Below are 16,941 nucleotides of genomic sequence, written 5' to 3' on the forward strand. Positions count from 1 at the left end.
GTTGGCGATGCTGGGCTGATGCAGCCGGAAGAGAGTGGTCGTGATTGGACCGTTCCGATCGTGGTCGGGGTGATCCTGCTCGTCGTCGTGCTCGTGGTGTGCCTCGGCGGGGCGGCCGCGGCATATCTGCTGACCCGGCGCGCTCCCGGCGCGGTGCCGTCGCCGTCGGCCTCGCCGTCGCCGAGTCCCGTCGCCGTGTTGCCGTCCCCGGCGCCGCTCTCGCCCGCGCGGTGCCTGATCGGACAGTGGCGGGAGACGTCGTACACCTCCAGCGCCGAGATCTTCGGGGTGACCGTGCAGCTGACCGGGGCAGGCACGCTGCTGAGCTACGGCGCGGACGGCACCCTGGTCACCGTGGACAAGGTCACCCGCAAGGGCACCCGCAACGGCGACCGCTACGAGGTGGTCCACAACGGCACCACGCGCCTTAACTACGAGGCCGACGACGAGATGATCAGCTACAGCAACGCGTCCGCCTCGGGCACCACCACCTGGAAGGTCAACGGCAGCGTCCGCGACCGCGAGAATCTCAGCACCACGATCACCCCCGACCGCTACACCTGCAAAGGCGACAAACTGCGCATCTATGGCGACAGCTACTCGATCGAGGCCGACCGCATCCTCCCGCCCGGCCGCCCCGTCTGATCTCCTGTCGGCCCGAATGAGAAGATCGCTGTTTCGGGTCAAAACCTGCGGTTCAACCAGAGGTTTTGACCCAAAACAGCGATCTTCGTCGGAAACGCCGCGGCACGCGGCGCGCGGGCCCGTCAGCCCAGCGCGGTGGCGAGGTCGGCGAGCAGGTCGTCGATGGTCTCGATGCCGACGGACAGGCGGATCAGGTCGGCGGGGACCTCCAGCTCGGAGCCCGCGACGCTGGCGTGCGTCATCCTGCCCGGGTGCTCGATCAGCGACTCGATGCCGCCCAGCGACTCGGCCAGGGTGAACACCTTGGTCGTGTTGCAGACCCGCTCGGCCGCCGCGGGGTCGCCCATCCGGAAGCTGATCATGCCGCCGTACCGGCGCATCTGCTTGGTGGCCAGCTCGTGGCCGGGGTGCTCGGGCAGGCCCGGGTAGAGCACCTGCTTCACCTTCGGGTGCCGGGTCAGGAACTCGGCCACCTTCTCGGCGTTGTCGCAGTGCCGCTCCATGCGCACGGCCAGGGTCTTCACCCCGCGCAGCGTCAGCCAGGCGTCGAACGGACCGTTCACCGCGCCCATCGCGTTCTGGTGGAACTTCAGCGCGTCGGCCAGCGCGAGATCGTTGAGCACCAGCGCGCCGCCGACCACGTCCGAGTGCCCGCCCACGTACTTCGTGGTCGAGTGGACCACCACGTCCGCCCCCAGCGCCAGCGGCTGCTGCAGGTACGGGCTGGCGAAGGTGTTGTCGACCACCAGCAGCGCGTGCGCGTCCCGCGACACCGCCGCCAGGCCCGCGATGTCGGCGATGCCGAGCAGCGGGTTGGTGGGCGTCTCCACCCAGATCATCTTCGTGTCCGGGGTCACCTTGGCCCGCACGTCGTCGACGTCGGAGATCCGGGCCGCCGTCCAGGACAGGCCCCAGCGCTCGGCGACCTTCGCGAACAGGCGGAACGTGCCGCCGTACGCGTCATCGGGAATGATCACGTGGTCGCCGGGCTTGCACACGGTGCGGATGAGCGTGTCCTCGGCGGCCAGCCCGCTGGCGAACGCGAGCCCGCGCGAACCGCCCTCCAGCGCCGCCAGGCACTCCTGCAGCGCGTCGCGGGTCGGGTTGCCGGACCGGGAGTACTCGTAACCCAGCCGTGGCGAGCCGACCGCGTCCTGCTTGTAGGTCGATGTCTGGAAGATCGGCGGGATCACCGCGCCGGTGCGCTCGTCCGGCTCCTGACCCGCGTGGATGGCGAGCGTTTCAAACCCGTAAGACATTCCCCCAGCGTAGAGGAGGACACTGGAGACATGTTCCTTCGCCACAAGAAGCTCGATGTCGTCAACGCCAGCGAGGCCCTGGCCGGCCGGGACACCCCGATCGTGCCGCCGGCCGAGCACTACGTGCTGGGCACTCCGCTCACCGGCCCCTGGCCCAAGGGCATGCAGGTGGCTGTCGTGGGCATGGGGTGCTTCTGGGGCGCCGAGCGCCTCTTCTGGAAGCTCGACGGCGTCTACTCGACCTCGGTCGGATACGCCGGCGGCAGCACGCCGAACCCGACTTACCAGGAGGTCTGCTCCGGCTACACCGGGCACACCGAGGCCGTGGAGATCGTCTTCAACCCGGAGATCATCTCGTACGCCGAGATCCTGCGGGTGTTCTGGGAGAACCACGACCCGACCCAGGGCATGCGCCAGGGCAACGACATCGGCACCCAGTACCGGTCGGCGATCTACGCCACCACGCCGGAACAGCTCAAGGAGGCCGAGGCCTCGCGGGACGCGTTCCAGCCGGTGGTGACCGCCGAAGGCTACGGCCAGATCACCACGGAGATCGCGATGCTCGGCGAGTACTACTACGCCGAGGACTACCACCAGCAGTACCTGGCCAAGAACCCCGACGGTTACTGCGGCATCGGCCCCAACGGCATGAGCTGCCCGATCGGCGTCGCGAAGACCGACGCCTGACGGTCCGACCCGCTCAAATGACGCCGCCGTGCCCCTCCGGGCGCGGCGGCGTCGTCGCGCCCGGAGACGCTACTGGCTGACGGTGTCGCACTCGGCCAGACGCTCGTGCAGCGGCAGCGAGTCCTTGACATCCCCGCCGACCGAGATCTGGCAGCTCACCTTGAGCGGAATGTCCAGCTGCCCGAACTTCGCCGTGAGCGGCACCGGCATCACCCTCAGGGTCACCTTGACGCCCTCGTCCACCGAGACCGTCTTGCGCCACGGAAACGTCACCGACTCGGTGACGGCCTCCCCGGAGCTGTCGACATAGGTGACCGTGCCCGTGCCGCTGCCGCCCTCCCCACCGCCCGTGGCGGAGTACTCGATGTCATGAGAGGCGCCGCAGCCGGACAGCAGCGCCGTCGCGGCGATCGCGGGCAGGCGCAGTTTGGAAACGATCTTCGTCATGCGCATGGCAGCAGACGCTAATGCGCCCCGAGCGGGCCCACGTGCCGCCGACCGGCCGGTCTCGCGTCGCCGGTCGTCCAGTGGAGATCGCGGGATCGTCAGGCGCGGGTGGTCAGGCCGTCGACGAACCTGCCCCCGGCGTAGTGGGCGAGCGCCCCGGCCACCTCGGCGGTGGAGGCGCGCAGCGACTTGACCGACACGAGGATCACCGACGGCCGACCGCCGACGATGTCGCGGTATTCCGTGGGCACGCCCAGGTCGACACCGGCGGCAGGCACCAGGACCAGCCGGGCGGTGGTCTCGGCGCGGCCCCCGACCTCCTCGGTGAACGGCTCCAGGACCAGCGCTTCCACGGCCGACCACGGCAGCGTGCGCTTGATGCCCGCCGTACGCAGGGCCAGCCCGGAGGTGTCCAGCACCACCGGTGCGGGCCGGAACGCGGCGGCCAGCACGGCCAGCGAGATGAGCACCGAGAGCAGCCCGATGCCGAACAGCGCGCCGGAGCCGAGCGGGATGAACAGGAACCGCAGCTCCCAGCCGTTCATCGAGCTCCAGATGACGAAGAGCCCGGCGAGAAAGAAGAAGGCCACGCCGAGATACGGCGGGCGGGCGCGATGCAGCACCATGACGGTCTCCCCAGGACTTGTCGTTGATCGCGCCAGAACGTAGCAGCCGCCGCGACCGGGGGCAACGGTGCTGTGCGGTCACTCGTAGCAGTCCTGGTTGCCCAGCTGGAGGGACAGCTGGACGACCTTGCCCTTGTCGACCTCGATCCGGTACGCCGCCGCGTCGTTGCCCGGCACCTTGACGTACCCGCGGCCCTCGGCCTCGCCGCCCACGGCCTCCCAGGACGGGTACGCCCTGCGGACTTCGTCGACGGTGCTGCCCACGGTGATGCCCTCGGGCGTCTCCACCCCCGGATAGGCGTAGATGGCGGCCAGGCCGAGCTTCTCGGAGAAGAACAGCCTGCCGTCGATGTCGTCCTGGCCTGTCTTCCCCGACCCGATCAGGTGGGCGTACGTCCAGCAGCCGGTCTTCTCACCGGCGGGCGTGGTGATCAGCTTGGTGGCCGCGGCCTGCGCCGGGGTCATGCCGAGCCGCAGCGCGCCGTATCCGGCAGGCCCGAGCGGGACCTCGCCCGCCGGGCGTGTGGGCGCGGTAGACGTGGCCGGCGCGGCGGACGAGGCGGCCGCGGGGCCGGTGGCGGCTCCGGTGTCGCAGGCGGCGAGCAGCACGGCCGAAAGGACCGCGGCGGCCAGTGCACCGGCGGGCCGAGCCAGGTGGGTACGCATGTTCGTCTCCCCGTGTCGTGGCAGGACGGTCGTCCTGGATGCGCACTACACGTGTTCGCGTACCCACCGGTTGCACCCTGATTTCAGCGGTCAGGCGCGAGCGTCGGTGACGATCGCCTCGGAGGTCATCCTGCGTCGGTGGCCGACGAACCGCTCGGGGCCGGTCAGCCGCACCCGTACGGTGTGCCTGATGTCGCCGCTCGAAGCGCCGAACCGCAGCTCCAGGTCGCCCGGTTCGACGAGCCGCCGCCCGTCGCGCCCGGTGTACGCGGCCAGGTCCGCGGGAACGGTGAACTCCACCCGCCGGGCCGCGCCCGGCTCCAGCGCCACGCGGGTGTATCCGATCAGCCGCTGCACCGGCCGGGTGACCTGGGCGACCGGGTCGTGCAGGTAGAGCTGCACCACCTCGGTCCCGGCCCGCTCGCCGGTGTTGCGCACGGTCAGCGCGACCATGACCGCCCCGTCGGTCGGGCAGGTCACCGGTCCGGCGTCGGCGGGCGGCTCCCAGGCGAAGCTCGTGTACGAAAGCCCGTGCCCGAACGGGAACAGCGGGGTCGGGTCCACGGTGCTCACCTCGGTGGCGTGGCCGAGCGGCGGCGCGAGGTAGTTCGCGGGCTGCCCGCCCGGGTGGCGCGGCACGCCGACCGGCAGCCGTCCCGACGGCTCGACCCGTCCGGCCAGCACCCCGGCCACCGCCGGGCCACCCTCCTGGCCGGGGAAGAACGCCTGCACCACCGCTGCGAGCCGGTCGGCCCACTCGCCCAGGGCGTACGGGCGCCCCGCCAGCAGCACGGCGACGACCGGCCGGCCGGTGTCCAGCAACGCGCCGAGCAGCCGCTCCTGCACTCCGGGCAGCCGCAGTTCGGTGACGTCGCAGCCCTCGCCGGAGGTGCCCTTGCCGAACAGCCCGGCCCGGTCGCCGAGCACCACGACGCACACGTCGGCCTGCTCGGCGAGCGCGACCGCGGCCGCGACGCCGGTGGTGTCCGTCCCGTCGACGGCACAGCCGGCCGCGTGGGTGATCGTCGCCTTCGGCAGTTCGGCGCGCAGCGATGCGAGCACCGTGGGGATGGACACGCCGAGCGGCAGGCCGGGGTGGTGCAGCCCGACGTGGCGCGGGAAGGTGTAGCAGCCGAGCATGCCGTCGGCGTCGTCGGCCAGCGGCCCGACCACGGCGATCGAGGCGGCCGTGGCCAGCGGCAGCACGCCGTCGTTGGCCAGCAGTGTCACCGACTGCTCGGCGAGCTGCCGGGCCAGTTCGCGGGCCGCGGGCGGGTCGAGGTCCACGGCGGCCGGGCGCGGCGGTGTCCAGTCCGGGTCGAGCAGGCCGAGTTCGCACTTCTGCCGCAGCACCCGGCGCACCGCCCGGTCCACCAGTGTCATCGGTATGGCGCCGTCGTGGACGGCGTCGGCCAGCGGCCGCCCGTAGCAGCGCACGATCGGCAGTTCGACGTCGACACCGGCGGTCAGGGCGAGGCCCGCCGCGGCCGCGAGGTCACCCGCGACGCCGTGCAGCGAGTGCAGGAAGGTGATGCCGAAGTAGTCGGCGACCACGGTGCCCTCGAAGCCCCATGCGCCGCGCAGCAGGTCGGTGAGCAGCCGGCCGTCCGCGGCGGCGGGCACGCCGTCGATCTCGGCGTACGAGTGCATGACCGAGCGCGCACCGCCGTCGCGCAGCGCCATCTCGAACGGCGGCAGCATCACGTCGGCCAGCTCGCGCGGCCCCATCGCGACGGGGCCGAAGTTGCGCCCGGCCCGCGACGCGGAATAGCCCGCGAAGTGCTTGAGCGTGGCCACGATCCCGGCCGACTCCAGCCCCCGCACGTACGCGGTGCCGATCGTCGCGACCAGGTAGGGGTCTTCGCCGATGGTCTCCTCGGTGCGGCCCCAGCGGGGGTCGCGGGACACGTCGAGCACCGGCGCGAGGCCTTGGTGCACCCCGACCGCGCGCAGGCCCTGGCCGATCGCGGCGGCCACCCGCTCGACGAGTGCGGGATCGAAGGCCGCGCCCCAGGCCAGCGCGGTCGGGAAGATGGTCGCGCCATGTGTGGTGAACCCGGTCAGGCACTCCTCGTGCACCAGCGCCGGGATGCCGAACCGTCCGGACGCGACGATCGCCTCCTGCAGCCCGCCCAGCCGGGCCATGCCCTCGGCCGGGCTGACCGGCGCGGTGCCGAACGGGCGGGTCAGCTGCCCGAGCCCGGCGGCGATCAGGGTCTGCCAGTCGAACCCGTCCTCGACCATGTCCTGCTGGTAGGGCGCGACGTCGTCGCCGTCCGAACCCGCGCCGGGCCACACGCTGTAGAGCTGGGCGATCTTCTCGGCCGGGGTCATCCGCGCGATCAGGTCGTCGACGCGCTGCTCGACCGGCAGCGCCGGGTCCCGCCAGGGCTGCTCGTCGGGTTCGAGATCGGCTGCGGCCGCGACGGCGGCGTCCTTGTGGGTCGACATCGCCCTGCCTGTCTTCCACCCGGAATGGCTGCACTTCCGGTAGTTTCCGGTATTCGTGCCTCACCACTGAGGCATCAGCCCACGCACCCTAACACCCGTATCCGGCGTCAGGACAAGGGTTGCGGCGCACTTTGTCACCCGCGATGTCGAAATCGGAGGCCGCATCGCGGTTCCGAAACTTTCGCAACCTGGCCTCTCATTTCCGGAAGCACGCGCCCGGCCGGAAGCACCTGGCGGTAGCGTGCCGGGCATGACGCTGACGATCCGCCGGGGCGGCACGCCCGAGGACGTGGCCGCGATCGGCGAGCTGCACGCGCTGAGCCGCCGGTCGGCGTACCGCGAGCTGCTCACCGCGCAGGAGCTGGCCGGGATCACCGTCGCGGACCAGCAGGGCGAGTGGGCGCGGCGGTACGCCGCCGAGGCCGACACGCACCGCCTCCACCTCGCCGAACGCGGGAGCACCGTGCTCGGTTTCAGCTACCTGGGTCCCGCCGGAGCCGAGGAACAGGCCCCGGCGGACACCGGCGTGCTCAACGCGATCCACGTCCGCCCGGACGCGATCGGCTCGGGCGTCGGGCTCGCCCTGATGAACACCTGCCTGGCCGAGTTCGCCGCTCTCGGCTGTCGGCAGGCGCTGCTGTACGTCGTGAGTGACAACACCCGGGCGCGCCGCTTCTACGAGCGGGGCGGCTGGGCCGCCGACGGCGTCACCCGCACCACCCCGATCGGCTCGGCGACCGTGCCGGTCGTGCGCTACGCCCGCCCGATCCCGTGACCGCCCGGGTCAGCTGCCGTCGGCGTCCGAGTCGGCGGCCAGCACCAGCACCGCGAGATGGCCGTCGCTGTCCTCGGTGACCTTCATCAGCATGCTGTCCTGGAAGATGCCGTCGCCGTCGTTGAAGGTGTCCCGCCCGGTGTGCGCCGCGTACGGCGCCGCCGCGAACACCTTCGTGTTGAGCGCCTCGTCGCCCGAGGAGAGCGACTCCGCGCCGCTGTACAGGCCCGCCGCGTCGCAGTGCCAGATCTCCACCACCGCGTTGGTGAGCGGTTTGCACTGCTCGCTGTCCTGGACCTTCAGCACCACGCGGAGCCGGGTGCCCGCCCGGTCCTCCCGGATGTCGCTACGGATCTTGTCCGCGTCGAAGTAGTACGGCCCCTGCGTGGTGGACGGCGACAGCTTGCACGTGTTCGCGTCCGTGAACAGGCCGGTCAGGTCCGCCGACGTGGTCGCGTCCGGCGAGACCGCCTCCCCGCTGGTCGTGGTGGCCGGAGTGCCGTCCCCGCACGCCGCGAGCAGGCTGCCCAGCCCGATCGCGCTGATCCCCGCGAAGATCGACCGGCGGCTCACCCGCCGGCCCTCGTGGTCGTGTCCCATCGCCTCGTCCCCCTGCGGCTCGGTGTCCTGTGCCGGCGACGTTAGGCAGGCGGCGTCGGCGTTTACTCGGCGCTTGCTGGAAGAACGCTGGACGTGCGGGGCGCGGTACCCTCGCCCGGTGAAGACGATCTCCACGTGGGGGCGTCCGTGAGCCGGGAGCTGATCGTGCTCGGCACGGCCAGCCAGGTGCCCACCCGCCAGCGCGCCCACAACGGCTACCTGCTGCGCTGGGACGACCAGGGCTTCCTGTTCGACCCCGGCGAGGGTGCCCAGCGGCAGCTGCTGCTGGCCGGCGCCGCGGCGAGCGACATCACCCGGATCTGCGTCACGCACTTCCACGGCGACCACTGCCTCGGCCTGCCCGGCATCGTGCAGCGGCTGTCGCTGGACCGGGTGCCGCACGAGGTGCCGATCCACTTCCCTGGCTCCGGCGCGGACTTCCTGCAGCGGCTGCGCCATGCCAGCCACTTCCACGACCAGGCCCGGATCACCGAGTGCCCGGTCGACGGGGACGGCGTGCTGGCCACCGGACCGTTCGGCACGCTCAGCGCGCGGCGGCTGCGGCACCCGGTCGAGTCGTTCGGCTACCGCCTGGCCGAGCCGGACGGCCGCCGGATGCTGCCGGAGCGGCTGGCCGCGCTCGGCGTACGCGGCCCGGACGTCGGCGTGCTGCAGCGGGTCGGCACGGTGGTCGCCGACGGCCGCCTGGTCAGCCTGGAGGAGGTCAGCGAGCCCCGGCCGGGGCAGGTGGCGGCCTTCGTGATGGACACCGGCTGGTGTGAGGCCGCGATCCGGCTCGCCGAGGGCGCCGACCTGCTGGTCATCGAGTCGACCTTCCTGGAGACGGAGGCCGAGCTGGCCGCCGAGGCCGGGCACCTCACCGCGGCGCAGGCCGCCCGGATCGCCACCGAGGCGGGCGTACGCCGGCTGGTGCTCACCCACTTCTCCCAGCGCCACCCGAACGCGGCGGTGTTCGGCGACGAGGCCGCGGCGCACTTCGACGGCGAGATCGTGGTCGCCGAGGAGCTGGCACGGATCGCGGTGCCACCGCGCCGCTGACAGGAACGGCCTAAACTCGTCGCGGCGACCCCACGCCCCCTCCTGCGCTGAACCCGGAGACACCCCCTTGAGCGAGATCAGCTCACCGAGCGCGCCCGCCCGGACCCGCCCCGCGGGATGGCCGGCCGCCGTCCGGCGGTCGCTGGCCGCCGCCTGGCCCGCGCTAGTGGCGTACGCCGTCGCCCGTACCAGCGGCCTGGTCGTGCTGTTCGTCTGGGCCCACACGGTCGGCAAGGACGCCGTCGGCCTGCTGGGCAGCCGGGCGGACGCCGGGCACTACGTCGAGATCGCCGCTCATGGCTACCCCTCGGCGGCCGAGATCCAGACCAACGCCATGGCGTTCTTCCCCCTGCATCCGACGCTCACCCGCTGGCTCGGGGCGATCCTGCCGTTCGGCCTGCCGACCGTCGGCGTGCTGCTGACCTGGGTCATGTCGCTGGTGGCGGCCTGGGGGCTGTTCGCGATCGGCAACCACCTGCACGACCGGCGCACCGGGGTGCTGCTGGCCACGGTCTGGGGCCTGCTGCCGCACGCGATCGTCGAGTCGATGGGCTACACCGAGGCCATGTTCACCGCGTTCGCGGCCTGGACGCTACTGGCCACCCTGCGCCGGCAGTGGGTGGCCGCGGCCCTGATCAGCGTGCTCGCCGGGCTGACCCGGCCATCCGCCTCCGCGCTCTTCCCGGTCGTGGTGCTGGCCGCCTTCGTGGCGATCGTGCGCCGCCAGGACCGCTCCTGGCGGGCCTGGTTCGCGCTGCTGGTCGCGCCGCTGGGCTGGCTGGGTTACCTGGGCTGGGTGGCGACCCGGACCGGGCGGCTGGACGGCTGGTTCCACATCCAGCACGAGGGTTGGGGATCGAGCTGGGACGCCGGCCGGTACACGGCGAAGATGACCGCTTCGGCGCTGTCCGAGGCGAAGGTGCCCGACTACCTGCTGGTGGCGCTGGTCATGCTGCTCTGCGTGGCGCTGTTCGTGATCTCGGTCATCGACCGCCAGCCCTGGCAGTTGCTCATGTTCAGCGCGCTCATGATCGCCGTCTCGCTCGGCGGCTCGGGTTACTACAACGCGAAGGCGCGCTTCCTGCTGCCCGCGTTCGCCCTGCTGCTGCCGGTCGCGGGGGCGCTGGCCCGGACGAAGCCGGCAAAGATGATCGTCATCGTGGGCACGCTCGCGGTCGTCTCCGCGTACTGCGGCGGCTACCTGCTGCTGATCTGGAAGTTCTCGCCCTAGACGAGTCGGGGCGAGGGTACGTGACCGGACTGCGGGGAACCGGAGATCACGTACCCTCGCCCACTGACGCATCTGTACGACTGGGGAGAACGCCTGGCCGGAGGCGTTGCGGAGTCGACGGAGGCATGTCGGCTCCCGCTCAGTCGTACCGATGCACGCGGCGCGCCAACGCTGGCGGAGCGCAACGGCGTCGCCGCTGGGACGGGGCCCGAGGACCACACGCCGGGGGACGGCAGGGGGTCGTCGGAACACCCTTTACTGGCTAGTCGAAGAGGCTCCTGCGGGTGCCGTTTCGCATGATGGAGCCGCCACGCTCGCCAAGATCAGCACGCCAGGCGGGTAGCGAGCGCATCCCGTTGATGTCGTGCCGCACGGTCCAGGCCTCCCGCCAGTGCCGGCTGGCCGCGGCTTGCGCACGCTCGGCGAGCCTTCGTGGCGGGCACGGCCAATGCTGACCGCACCAGTTGCACAGATGGTCGTCGTCGGGTCGGTCGTGCCGACCCAGCATCTGCTGCGCGTCGCGCCACAGCAGGTGATCGGTTATGTCGGAGGGTTCCCTGTTGCCGGTCTCGGTGGGTGGTGCATGGTCGACGGTGACCACGTTCCACGCTCCCCTCGGTAGCACTGCCGCTTCCGTACGCTTAGTCAACACTCGCGGAAGACAGTGCAGTCGCACAGGCTGTGCGATTGCCGCCGAAACGGGCTAACGGAACCGGCGGCGTGCCCGGTTACCAGCGATTACTGAGATAAGCAGGGCCAGCCCCACGAGCACCCCGGCGACCCCGAACCACGTCACAGGGCGTGACGCCAGCGCCATCAGCCGCTCCCCCGCGGGCTTCGGCGAGGGCTCCGCCGACCCGGTGCCGCCCGGGACGGGACCGCCCGGTCCGGCCGCGGGACTCTCCGCGGCGGCGGACGCGCTCGGCGAGGCTGACGGCGGCGGGGCGCAGTCCAGCCCGTCCGGCAGCACCGGAGCACCGCGGAGCACGGTCCGCAGACCGGCGGGACGGGCCGCCACGGGCGGCAGGCCGGGCGCGGTGGACGGTGCGCCGGAGGACCTCGCCGGGACGACCGGAGACGCGGCGGGCGACAGGCTCGGTGACGGCGCCGGGCTCGCGGAGAGGCTCGGTGACGGGGATGGGCTGGGCGGGGCGAACACCTCGGCGTACGGGGCGAAGACCACGCCGGGCACCGGCGGGCCGGTCAGCACGAGGCGCACCGCGCTCGGGAAGTGCCACACGACGCTGTCCACGGGGCCTCCGCCGAGGCCGGTCACCCGGGGCACCGCCCAGGTCAGCCGGTCGTCGACGAGCCGGGTGTCGACGTTGACCAGCAGCGGCGCGGACTCGATCGGCGACGTGCCGAGAATGAGCTCGGCGATCCGGTTGAGGTCACCCGAGCGAATGGTGAGCGCGTTGGTGCGGTCCTGGCGCAGGTAGACCAGCACCCGCGAACCGCGGGCCAGCGGCGGGGCCAGCGGGCCGCCGTCGGGGGCGCGCAGCTCGACGTTCGGCGGGCAGGCGGCAAGCGCCGCCGAGCGGTCGCGTTCGGCGGGGTCCGGGGTGGGCGCGGCCGCGCCGGCGGAACCGGCGGCGAGTGCCAGCGGCAGCGCGATGAGCACTGCGAACACGGCTCGTCCCGGCGCGCCGGCATCCGTCCGGCGTACCCAGCGGCTCAGCGCGCTCGGCCTCCGCATGACCGGAGGGTAGCCCCCCGCCGCACGCCGATCGTGAATGTGGCATCCCCGACACACCCACCCGATCGCATACCGCGGGCCGCCCGCCCCACCAAGATCGGCAGACTTGCCGGGCACCTGTGCGTATCTTGACGATCGATTCGCACGAGTGCCCGGCAAGTCGAGCGATCTTGGCGGAGCGGCGGGATCAGCCCAGCTGGGCGAGCAGGTCCTGGCGGGTGAGCACGCCGTGGGGCTTGCCGTCGATGAGCACCATCGCGGCGTCGGCCTTCTCCAGCAGTGCCACGATCTCGGCGACCGGCTGGCCGCCGCCGATCATCGGCAGCGCGGGGCCGACGTGCCGGTCCAGCGGGTCGTGCAGCGCAGCCGCGCCGGTGAACAGCGCGTCCAGCAGGTCCTTCTCGGCCACCGCGCCGGCCACCTCGCCGGTGACGACCGGCGGTTCGGCCTTGAGCACCGGCAGCTGGGAGACGCCGTACTCGCGCATGATGTCGATCGCGTCGCGCACGGTCTCGGTGGGGTGCACGTGGATCAGCTCCGGCAGGGCGCCCTTGCTGTGCGACTTCGCGGCGAGGATGTCGGCGACGGTCGCGCCGTGCTCGTCGGTGCGCAGGAAGCCGTAGCGGGCCATCCAGTCGTCGTTGAACAGCTTCGACAGGTAACCGCGGCCGCCGTCGGGCAGCAGCACGACGACCACGTCGTCCGGCCCGGCCTGCGCGGCGACCTTCAGTGCCGCCACCGCGGCCATCCCGCACGAGCCGCCGACCAGCAGACCCTCCTCGCGGGCCAGCCGCCGGGTCATCGCGAACGACTCCTTGTCGGTGACCTCGACGATCTCGTCGCAGACGGTCCGGTCGTACGTCTCCGGCCAGAAGTCCTCGCCCACGCCCTCGACCAGGTACGGCCGGCCGGTGCCGCCGGAGTAGACGGAGCCCTCCGGGTCCGCGCCGATGATCTTCACGCGGCCCTGGGAGACCTCCTTGAGGTAGCGCCCGATGCCGCTGATCGTGCCGCCGGTGCCCACGCCCGCCACGAAGTGCGTGATCCGGCCGTCGGTCTGCTCCCACAGCTCCGGGCCGGTCTGCTCGTAGTGCGACAGCGGATTGTTCGGGTTCGAGTACTGGTTGGGCTTCCACGCGCCGGGGATCTCCCGGGCCAGCCGGTCCGAGACGTTGTAGTAGGACCGCGGGTCCTCAGGCGCGACGGCGGTCGGGCAGACCACGACCTCGGCGCCGTACGCCCGCAGCACGTTCTGCTTGTCCTCGCTGACCTTGTCGGGGCAGACGAAGACGCACTTGTACCCCTTGAGCTGGGCCACCAGCGCCAGCCCGACCCCGGTGTTGCCGCTGGTCGGCTCGACGATGGTGCCGCCCGGCTTGAGCAGGCCGTCCCGCTCGGCCGCCTCGACCATCCGCACCGCGATCCGGTCCTTGACCGAACCCCCCGGATTCAGGTACTCGACTTTGGCGAGCACGGTGGGGCCGCCGGGATCGGTGACATTCCGGAGCTTGACCAGCGGGGTGTTACCGATCAGCTCGACGACGTTCTCGTAGTAGCGCACGCGTCAAGCGTAGACCGGGCTTGAACCGCCGTTAAGCGACGTCGCCGTCGATGACCGGACCGCCCACGGGCGCCTTGACGCCGTTCTCCCACAGCAGGAAGCGATCGGTCTCGCTGATCAGCGCCCCGGCGATCCAGCTGACGATGATCACGTCATCGGCCAGCCCGAGCACCAGGAGGAACGCCTCCGGAACCATGTCGACCGGGGACACCACGTACAGGGTGGCCGCGGTGATCGCCATAAGCCGGCCGAGGCCGTCGTACCTGCCGCGCAGCGTGGCCAGGACCATGCGCGGCATGGCGCCCAGCCGGTCCGCCAGACTGGCGCTGCTGCCGTTACCCGTGATGAGTGCCTTCCACAGCGCGGTGAACGCCGCGGTACGACGCAATGTGCGTCCCATCTCGCCTCCATCCGAGCGCAACCGAAGAGCGCTACCTTTCTCGCATGAGCGAGCGTTACCAGCCGACGATCCGCTGGGTACGTAGGAGCCTCAGCGAGGATTCCCCAGCGGGTCTCCCGAGTGAGGCGGGTTCACTATGAGCGAGCGTACTGCGCAAGGGGCTACGGCGGCACACCGTCGGGGCAGGGATCTGGCGCGGCTGGCCGTCTACGGCGGCGGCGCGCTGGCCGGACTCGGCCTGGCCACCGTCGGCGTGCTGCTCGGCCAGGTCGAAGCGGCCCGGCGCACCATCCCCATCGCCCAGGCCCCGCCGCCGCGCTCGGACGGCCTGTACGGCGGCCGGTTCGGCGGCGAGCCCGTGCACATGGCCATGCTGGGCGACTCCTCGGCGGCCGGGTTCGGGGCGCTGCGGGCCCGGCAGACCCCGGCCGCGCTGATCGCCACCGGACTGTCCCGCCGTCTGGAAAGGCCGGTGCGCCTGCACAGCCTGGCCGTGGTCGGGGCGACCTCGGGAATGCTTACGCACCAGGTGGAGGAGGCGCTGGAGCTGAACCCGGACCTGGCCGTGATCCTGATCGGAGCCAACGACATCACGCACCGGGCCGGGCAGGCCGCCTCCGTACGCCACCTCGCCGACTCGGTGCGGCGGCTGCGCGAGGCCGGCGCGACCGTCGTCGTGGGCACCTGCCCCGACCTGGGTGCCGTGCAGCCGATCCGGCCGCCGCTGCGCTGGCTGGCCCGCACCTGGAGCCGCCAGCTCGCCGCGGCGCAGACCGTCGCCGTGGTCGAGGCCGGGGGCCGCACCGTATCCCTGGGCGAACTGCTCGGGCCGACGTTCTCCGCCCAGCCGCACCGGTTGTTCGCCCGGGACCGCTTCCACCCGTCCGCCGAGGGCTACGCGCTGGCCGCGTCGGTGCTGCTCCCCACGGTGGTGGCCGCGCTGCGCAGCCCGGCCGGGCCGCAGCGCGTGGAAGCGGGCGCACGAACCGCCGTGGACGGGGTACGGTCGCTGCCACAGGCCGCGGTCGAGGCGGCGCGCCACGCCGGCACCGAGGTCGCCGGAGTACGCGTCGACGGCCGTGATCGCGGCCCGGCCGGCCGGTGGGCGCAGCTGCGCCGCCGCATGTGGGAGGTCGTCCGCCAGGGCGAGGCCCCGGCCGGCCTGGCAGACCAGCCGAAGGTAGTGGAGCAGGCGTGAGCGAGGAGTGGGCATGAGCGAGCTTGTCGAGCGAATCAGCGGGCTCCGTGGACATGTCCGCGACGAGCGGAGCGAGGAGTGGGCATGAGCGAGCTTGCCGAGCGAATCAGCGGGCTCCGTGGACATGTCCGCGACGAGCGGAGCGAGGAGTGGGCATGAGTTCCGTGGCACGGAGGATCGGGAAGGCTGCCGCGATCACGCTCATCGCGGGCACGGTCGGCGGTGCGGCGCTGCTCGCGGCCGAGGCGGTGGTGGCTCGCAGCCGCCGGTACGCCAAGCCGGGGCTCGGCCTCGCGCTGCGCACCACCGTGGGGGCGGACACCGCCGCCCCGCTGCGGCTGGTCATGCTCGGCGACTCCGCGGCGCTCGGCGTGGGCGTGGACCGGGTCGCCGACACCGTCGGCGGCCAGCTGGCCGCGCTGCTGTCCGGCGGCGAGTCCGGCAAGGGCGGCCCGGTGCAGGCCGTGGCGCTGTCCAGCGTCGGCGTCGCCGGGTCCCGCTCATCCGACCTGGCCACCCAGGTGGCGCGCTGCCTGCTCGGCGACCGTCCGGATGTCGCGGTGATCCTGGTCGGCGGCAACGACGCGATCACGCTGCGCCGCCCCTCCGACGCGGCGGCCTACCTGGGCGCCGCGGTGCGCCGGCTGCGCGAGGCCGGGGTCGAGGTCGTCGTGGGCACCTGCCCCGACCTGGGCGCGGCCCGCGCCATCGCGCCGCCGCTGCGCCAGGTCGTCGGCTTCCTGGGCCGCCGGGTGGCGCGGGCGCAGGTGCGAGCGGTGCACGCGGCCGGGGGCGCCGTGGTCGACCTGGCCGCCGAGACGGGGCCGGTGTTCCGCGCCGACCCGAACACGCTGTCGGCCGACCGCTACCACCCTTCCGCGGACGGCTACCGGGTGTGGGCGTACGCCCTGCTCCCGGCCGTCGCCCACGCCGCCGGAGTCACCCCCCGCCTGCCCTGACCGGCCCCATCGCGCCTGCCCTGCACGCCGCGGGCGCGGCGCGGCCGCAGCACCCCGGCAAGATCGTTCGACTTGCCGGGCACGTGTGCGTATCTTGAGCCGCCTTTCGCCCACTTGCCGGGCAAGTCGAACGATCTTGGACGGACCGAGGGCGGCTGACGACTTTCTCACCCGGTCTGGTGGGCAAGTTACCGGCGAGTTAACGTTCGTTCATGTCAGATGCTGTCATCGTCGCCACCGCCCGGTCCCCCATCGGCCGGGCCGGCAAGGGCTCCCTGAAGGACCTGCGCGCGGACGACCTCACCGCCACCATCATCCAGGCCGCCCTGGACAAGATCCCGGGCCTGGACCCGGCCGAGATCGACGATCTCTACCTGGGCTGCGGCCTGCCCGGTGGCGAGCAGGGCTTCAACATGGGCAAGGTGGTCTCCACCCTGCTCGGCCTCGACTCGCTGCCCGCCGCCACGGTCACCCGATACTGCGCGTCGTCGCTGCAAACCAGCCGGATGGCGTTCCACGCGATCAAGGCCGGCGAGGGCGACGTGTTCATCTCGGCGGGTGTCGAGATGGTCTCCCGGTACGCCCGCGGCAACTCGGACTGGCTGCCCCCGGACGCCGCCGCGGCCGTCGGCGGGAGCTGGAACAACCCGCGCTTCGAGGCGGCCCAGGCCCGCTCGGCGC

Annotated in this window: 17 protein-coding genes and 1 pseudogene; 8 read left to right on the forward strand and 10 right to left on the reverse strand. The window is 72.4% G+C overall.

The genetic code is table 11. The features are described from left to right. The first annotated feature begins 60 nt into the window (after window positions 1-60). Window positions 61-645, forward strand: a complete 585-nt coding sequence (locus tag AB0B35_RS03660) for a hypothetical protein (protein WP_361040219.1) — start codon at window positions 61-63, stop codon at window positions 643-645. A 122-nt stretch (window positions 646-767) separates the two neighbouring features. On the opposite strand, the gene AB0B35_RS03665 is transcribed toward AB0B35_RS03660, so the two are convergent. Next, the gene (locus tag AB0B35_RS03665) at window positions 768-1,904 is read right to left on the reverse strand and encodes a cystathionine gamma-synthase (protein WP_361040221.1); all 1,137 of its coding nucleotides are present in this window, start codon (window positions 1,902-1,904) and stop codon (window positions 768-770) included. Window positions 1,905-1,934: 30 nt separating this feature from the next. Here AB0B35_RS03665 and msrA point away from each other — a divergent pair, with 30 nt between their 5' ends. Beyond that, window positions 1,935-2,591 (forward strand): peptide-methionine (S)-S-oxide reductase MsrA, encoded by a 657-nt coding sequence (gene msrA, locus AB0B35_RS03670; RefSeq protein ID WP_361040223.1) that lies wholly within the window; start codon window positions 1,935-1,937, stop codon window positions 2,589-2,591. A 69-nt stretch (window positions 2,592-2,660) separates the two neighbouring features. Here msrA and AB0B35_RS03675 read toward each other — a convergent pair whose 3' ends face one another. From AB0B35_RS03675 to AB0B35_RS03690, 4 genes are all read right to left on the reverse strand, one after another. Further along, a complete protein-coding gene (locus tag AB0B35_RS03675; protein WP_361040226.1) occupies window positions 2,661-3,038 on the reverse strand; it encodes a hypothetical protein in 378 nt (125 codons plus the stop codon). A 98-nt stretch (window positions 3,039-3,136) separates the two neighbouring features. Next, window positions 3,137-3,664, reverse strand: coding sequence for a hypothetical protein (locus AB0B35_RS03680; RefSeq protein ID WP_361040228.1), 528 nt, complete (start codon window positions 3,662-3,664; stop codon window positions 3,137-3,139). A 78-nt stretch (window positions 3,665-3,742) separates the two neighbouring features. Next, a complete protein-coding gene (locus tag AB0B35_RS03685) occupies window positions 3,743-4,330 on the reverse strand; it encodes a hypothetical protein (RefSeq protein WP_361040231.1) in 588 nt (195 codons plus the stop codon). Between the two features lie 90 nt (window positions 4,331-4,420). Further along, a complete protein-coding gene (locus AB0B35_RS03690) occupies window positions 4,421-6,781 on the reverse strand; it encodes a glycoside hydrolase family 3 N-terminal domain-containing protein (protein ID WP_361040233.1) in 2,361 nt (786 codons plus the stop codon). Window positions 6,782-7,031: 250 nt separating this feature from the next. Here AB0B35_RS03690 and AB0B35_RS03695 point away from each other — a divergent pair, with 250 nt between their 5' ends. Then, window positions 7,032-7,556 carry a GNAT family N-acetyltransferase gene (locus AB0B35_RS03695; RefSeq protein WP_361040235.1) on the forward strand — a complete coding sequence of 175 codons (525 nt, stop codon included), beginning with the start codon at window positions 7,032-7,034 and terminating at the stop codon, window positions 7,554-7,556. Between the two features lie 9 nt (window positions 7,557-7,565). Here the strand turns inward: AB0B35_RS03695 and AB0B35_RS03700 are convergent, their stop codons facing one another. Next, a complete protein-coding gene (locus tag AB0B35_RS03700; protein WP_361040238.1) occupies window positions 7,566-8,156 on the reverse strand; it encodes a hypothetical protein in 591 nt (196 codons plus the stop codon). Window positions 8,157-8,291: 135 nt separating this feature from the next. Here AB0B35_RS03700 and AB0B35_RS03705 point away from each other — a divergent pair, with 135 nt between their 5' ends. Both AB0B35_RS03705 and AB0B35_RS03710 read left to right on the forward strand, forming a co-directional pair. After that, window positions 8,292-9,215, forward strand: coding sequence for a ribonuclease Z (locus AB0B35_RS03705; RefSeq protein ID WP_361040240.1), 924 nt, complete (start codon window positions 8,292-8,294; stop codon window positions 9,213-9,215). A 67-nt stretch (window positions 9,216-9,282) separates the two neighbouring features. Beyond that, a complete protein-coding gene (locus tag AB0B35_RS03710) occupies window positions 9,283-10,446 on the forward strand; it encodes a hypothetical protein (RefSeq protein ID WP_361040243.1) in 1,164 nt (387 codons plus the stop codon). A 262-nt stretch (window positions 10,447-10,708) separates the two neighbouring features. On the opposite strand, the gene AB0B35_RS03715 is transcribed toward AB0B35_RS03710, so the two are convergent. The 4 genes from AB0B35_RS03715 to AB0B35_RS03730 all read right to left on the reverse strand — a co-directional run bounded on the left by AB0B35_RS03715 (window position 10,709) and on the right by AB0B35_RS03730 (window position 14,103). Then, window positions 10,709-11,047: a hypothetical protein gene (locus tag AB0B35_RS03715; protein ID WP_361040247.1), complete on the reverse strand. Its 339-nt coding sequence runs from the start codon at window positions 11,045-11,047 to the stop codon at window positions 10,709-10,711. A gap of 102 nt (window positions 11,048-11,149) precedes the next feature. Further along, window positions 11,150-12,142, reverse strand: a complete 993-nt coding sequence (locus AB0B35_RS03720) for a choice-of-anchor A family protein (protein WP_361040249.1) — start codon at window positions 12,140-12,142, stop codon at window positions 11,150-11,152. A gap of 187 nt (window positions 12,143-12,329) precedes the next feature. Continuing rightward, entirely contained in the window at window positions 12,330-13,703 is a 1,374-nt protein-coding gene (locus AB0B35_RS03725; protein ID WP_203689591.1) for a cystathionine beta-synthase, read from the reverse strand. Between the two features lie 31 nt (window positions 13,704-13,734). After that, window positions 13,735-14,103 carry a DUF1232 domain-containing protein gene (locus tag AB0B35_RS03730; protein WP_361040253.1) on the reverse strand — a complete coding sequence of 123 codons (369 nt, stop codon included), beginning with the start codon at window positions 14,101-14,103 and terminating at the stop codon, window positions 13,735-13,737. A 136-nt stretch (window positions 14,104-14,239) separates the two neighbouring features. On the opposite strand from AB0B35_RS03730, the gene AB0B35_RS03735 reads away from it, so the two are divergent. The 3 genes and pseudogenes from AB0B35_RS03735 to AB0B35_RS03745 all read left to right on the forward strand — a co-directional run. After that, window positions 14,240-15,301: an SGNH/GDSL hydrolase family protein gene (locus tag AB0B35_RS03735; protein WP_361040255.1), complete on the forward strand. Its 1,062-nt coding sequence runs from the start codon at window positions 14,240-14,242 to the stop codon at window positions 15,299-15,301. A gap of 155 nt (window positions 15,302-15,456) precedes the next feature. Then, window positions 15,457-16,260, forward strand: coding sequence for an SGNH/GDSL hydrolase family protein (locus tag AB0B35_RS03740; RefSeq protein WP_203698095.1), 804 nt, complete (start codon window positions 15,457-15,459; stop codon window positions 16,258-16,260). A 212-nt stretch (window positions 16,261-16,472) separates the two neighbouring features. Beyond that, window positions 16,473-16,941, forward strand: a pseudogene (locus tag AB0B35_RS03745) (acetyl-CoA C-acyltransferase); the annotation flags it as partial.

The organism is Catellatospora sp. NPDC049133 (assembly GCF_040648455.1).
Taxonomy (GTDB): Bacteria; Actinomycetota; Actinomycetes; order Mycobacteriales; family Micromonosporaceae; genus Catellatospora; species Catellatospora aurea.

Excerpts from the sequence above, each read along its gene's own strand:
- AB0B35_RS03665 (WP_361040221.1), bottom strand. The coding sequence starts at position 1,904 with ATGTCTTACGGGTTTGAAACGCTCGCCATCCACGCGGGTCAGGAGCCG.
- msrA (WP_361040223.1), top strand. The coding sequence starts at position 1,935 with ATGTTCCTTCGCCACAAGAAGCTCGATGTCGTCAACGCCAGCGAGGCC.
- AB0B35_RS03675 (WP_361040226.1), bottom strand. The coding sequence starts at position 3,038 with ATGACGAAGATCGTTTCCAAACTGCGCCTGCCCGCGATCGCCGCGACG.
- AB0B35_RS03680 (WP_361040228.1), bottom strand. The coding sequence starts at position 3,664 with ATGGTGCTGCATCGCGCCCGCCCGCCGTATCTCGGCGTGGCCTTCTTC.
- AB0B35_RS03685 (WP_361040231.1), bottom strand. The coding sequence starts at position 4,330 with ATGCGTACCCACCTGGCTCGGCCCGCCGGTGCACTGGCCGCCGCGGTC.
- AB0B35_RS03690 (WP_361040233.1), bottom strand. The coding sequence starts at position 6,781 with ATGTCGACCCACAAGGACGCCGCCGTCGCGGCCGCAGCCGATCTCGAA.
- AB0B35_RS03695 (WP_361040235.1), top strand. The coding sequence starts at position 7,032 with ATGACGCTGACGATCCGCCGGGGCGGCACGCCCGAGGACGTGGCCGCG.
- AB0B35_RS03700 (WP_361040238.1), bottom strand. The coding sequence starts at position 8,156 with ATGGGACACGACCACGAGGGCCGGCGGGTGAGCCGCCGGTCGATCTTC.
- AB0B35_RS03720 (WP_361040249.1), bottom strand. The coding sequence starts at position 12,142 with ATGCGGAGGCCGAGCGCGCTGAGCCGCTGGGTACGCCGGACGGATGCC.
- AB0B35_RS03730 (WP_361040253.1), bottom strand. The coding sequence starts at position 14,103 with ATGGGACGCACATTGCGTCGTACCGCGGCGTTCACCGCGCTGTGGAAG.
- AB0B35_RS03735 (WP_361040255.1), top strand. The coding sequence starts at position 14,240 with ATGAGCGAGCGTACTGCGCAAGGGGCTACGGCGGCACACCGTCGGGGC.
- AB0B35_RS03740 (WP_203698095.1), top strand. The coding sequence starts at position 15,457 with ATGAGTTCCGTGGCACGGAGGATCGGGAAGGCTGCCGCGATCACGCTC.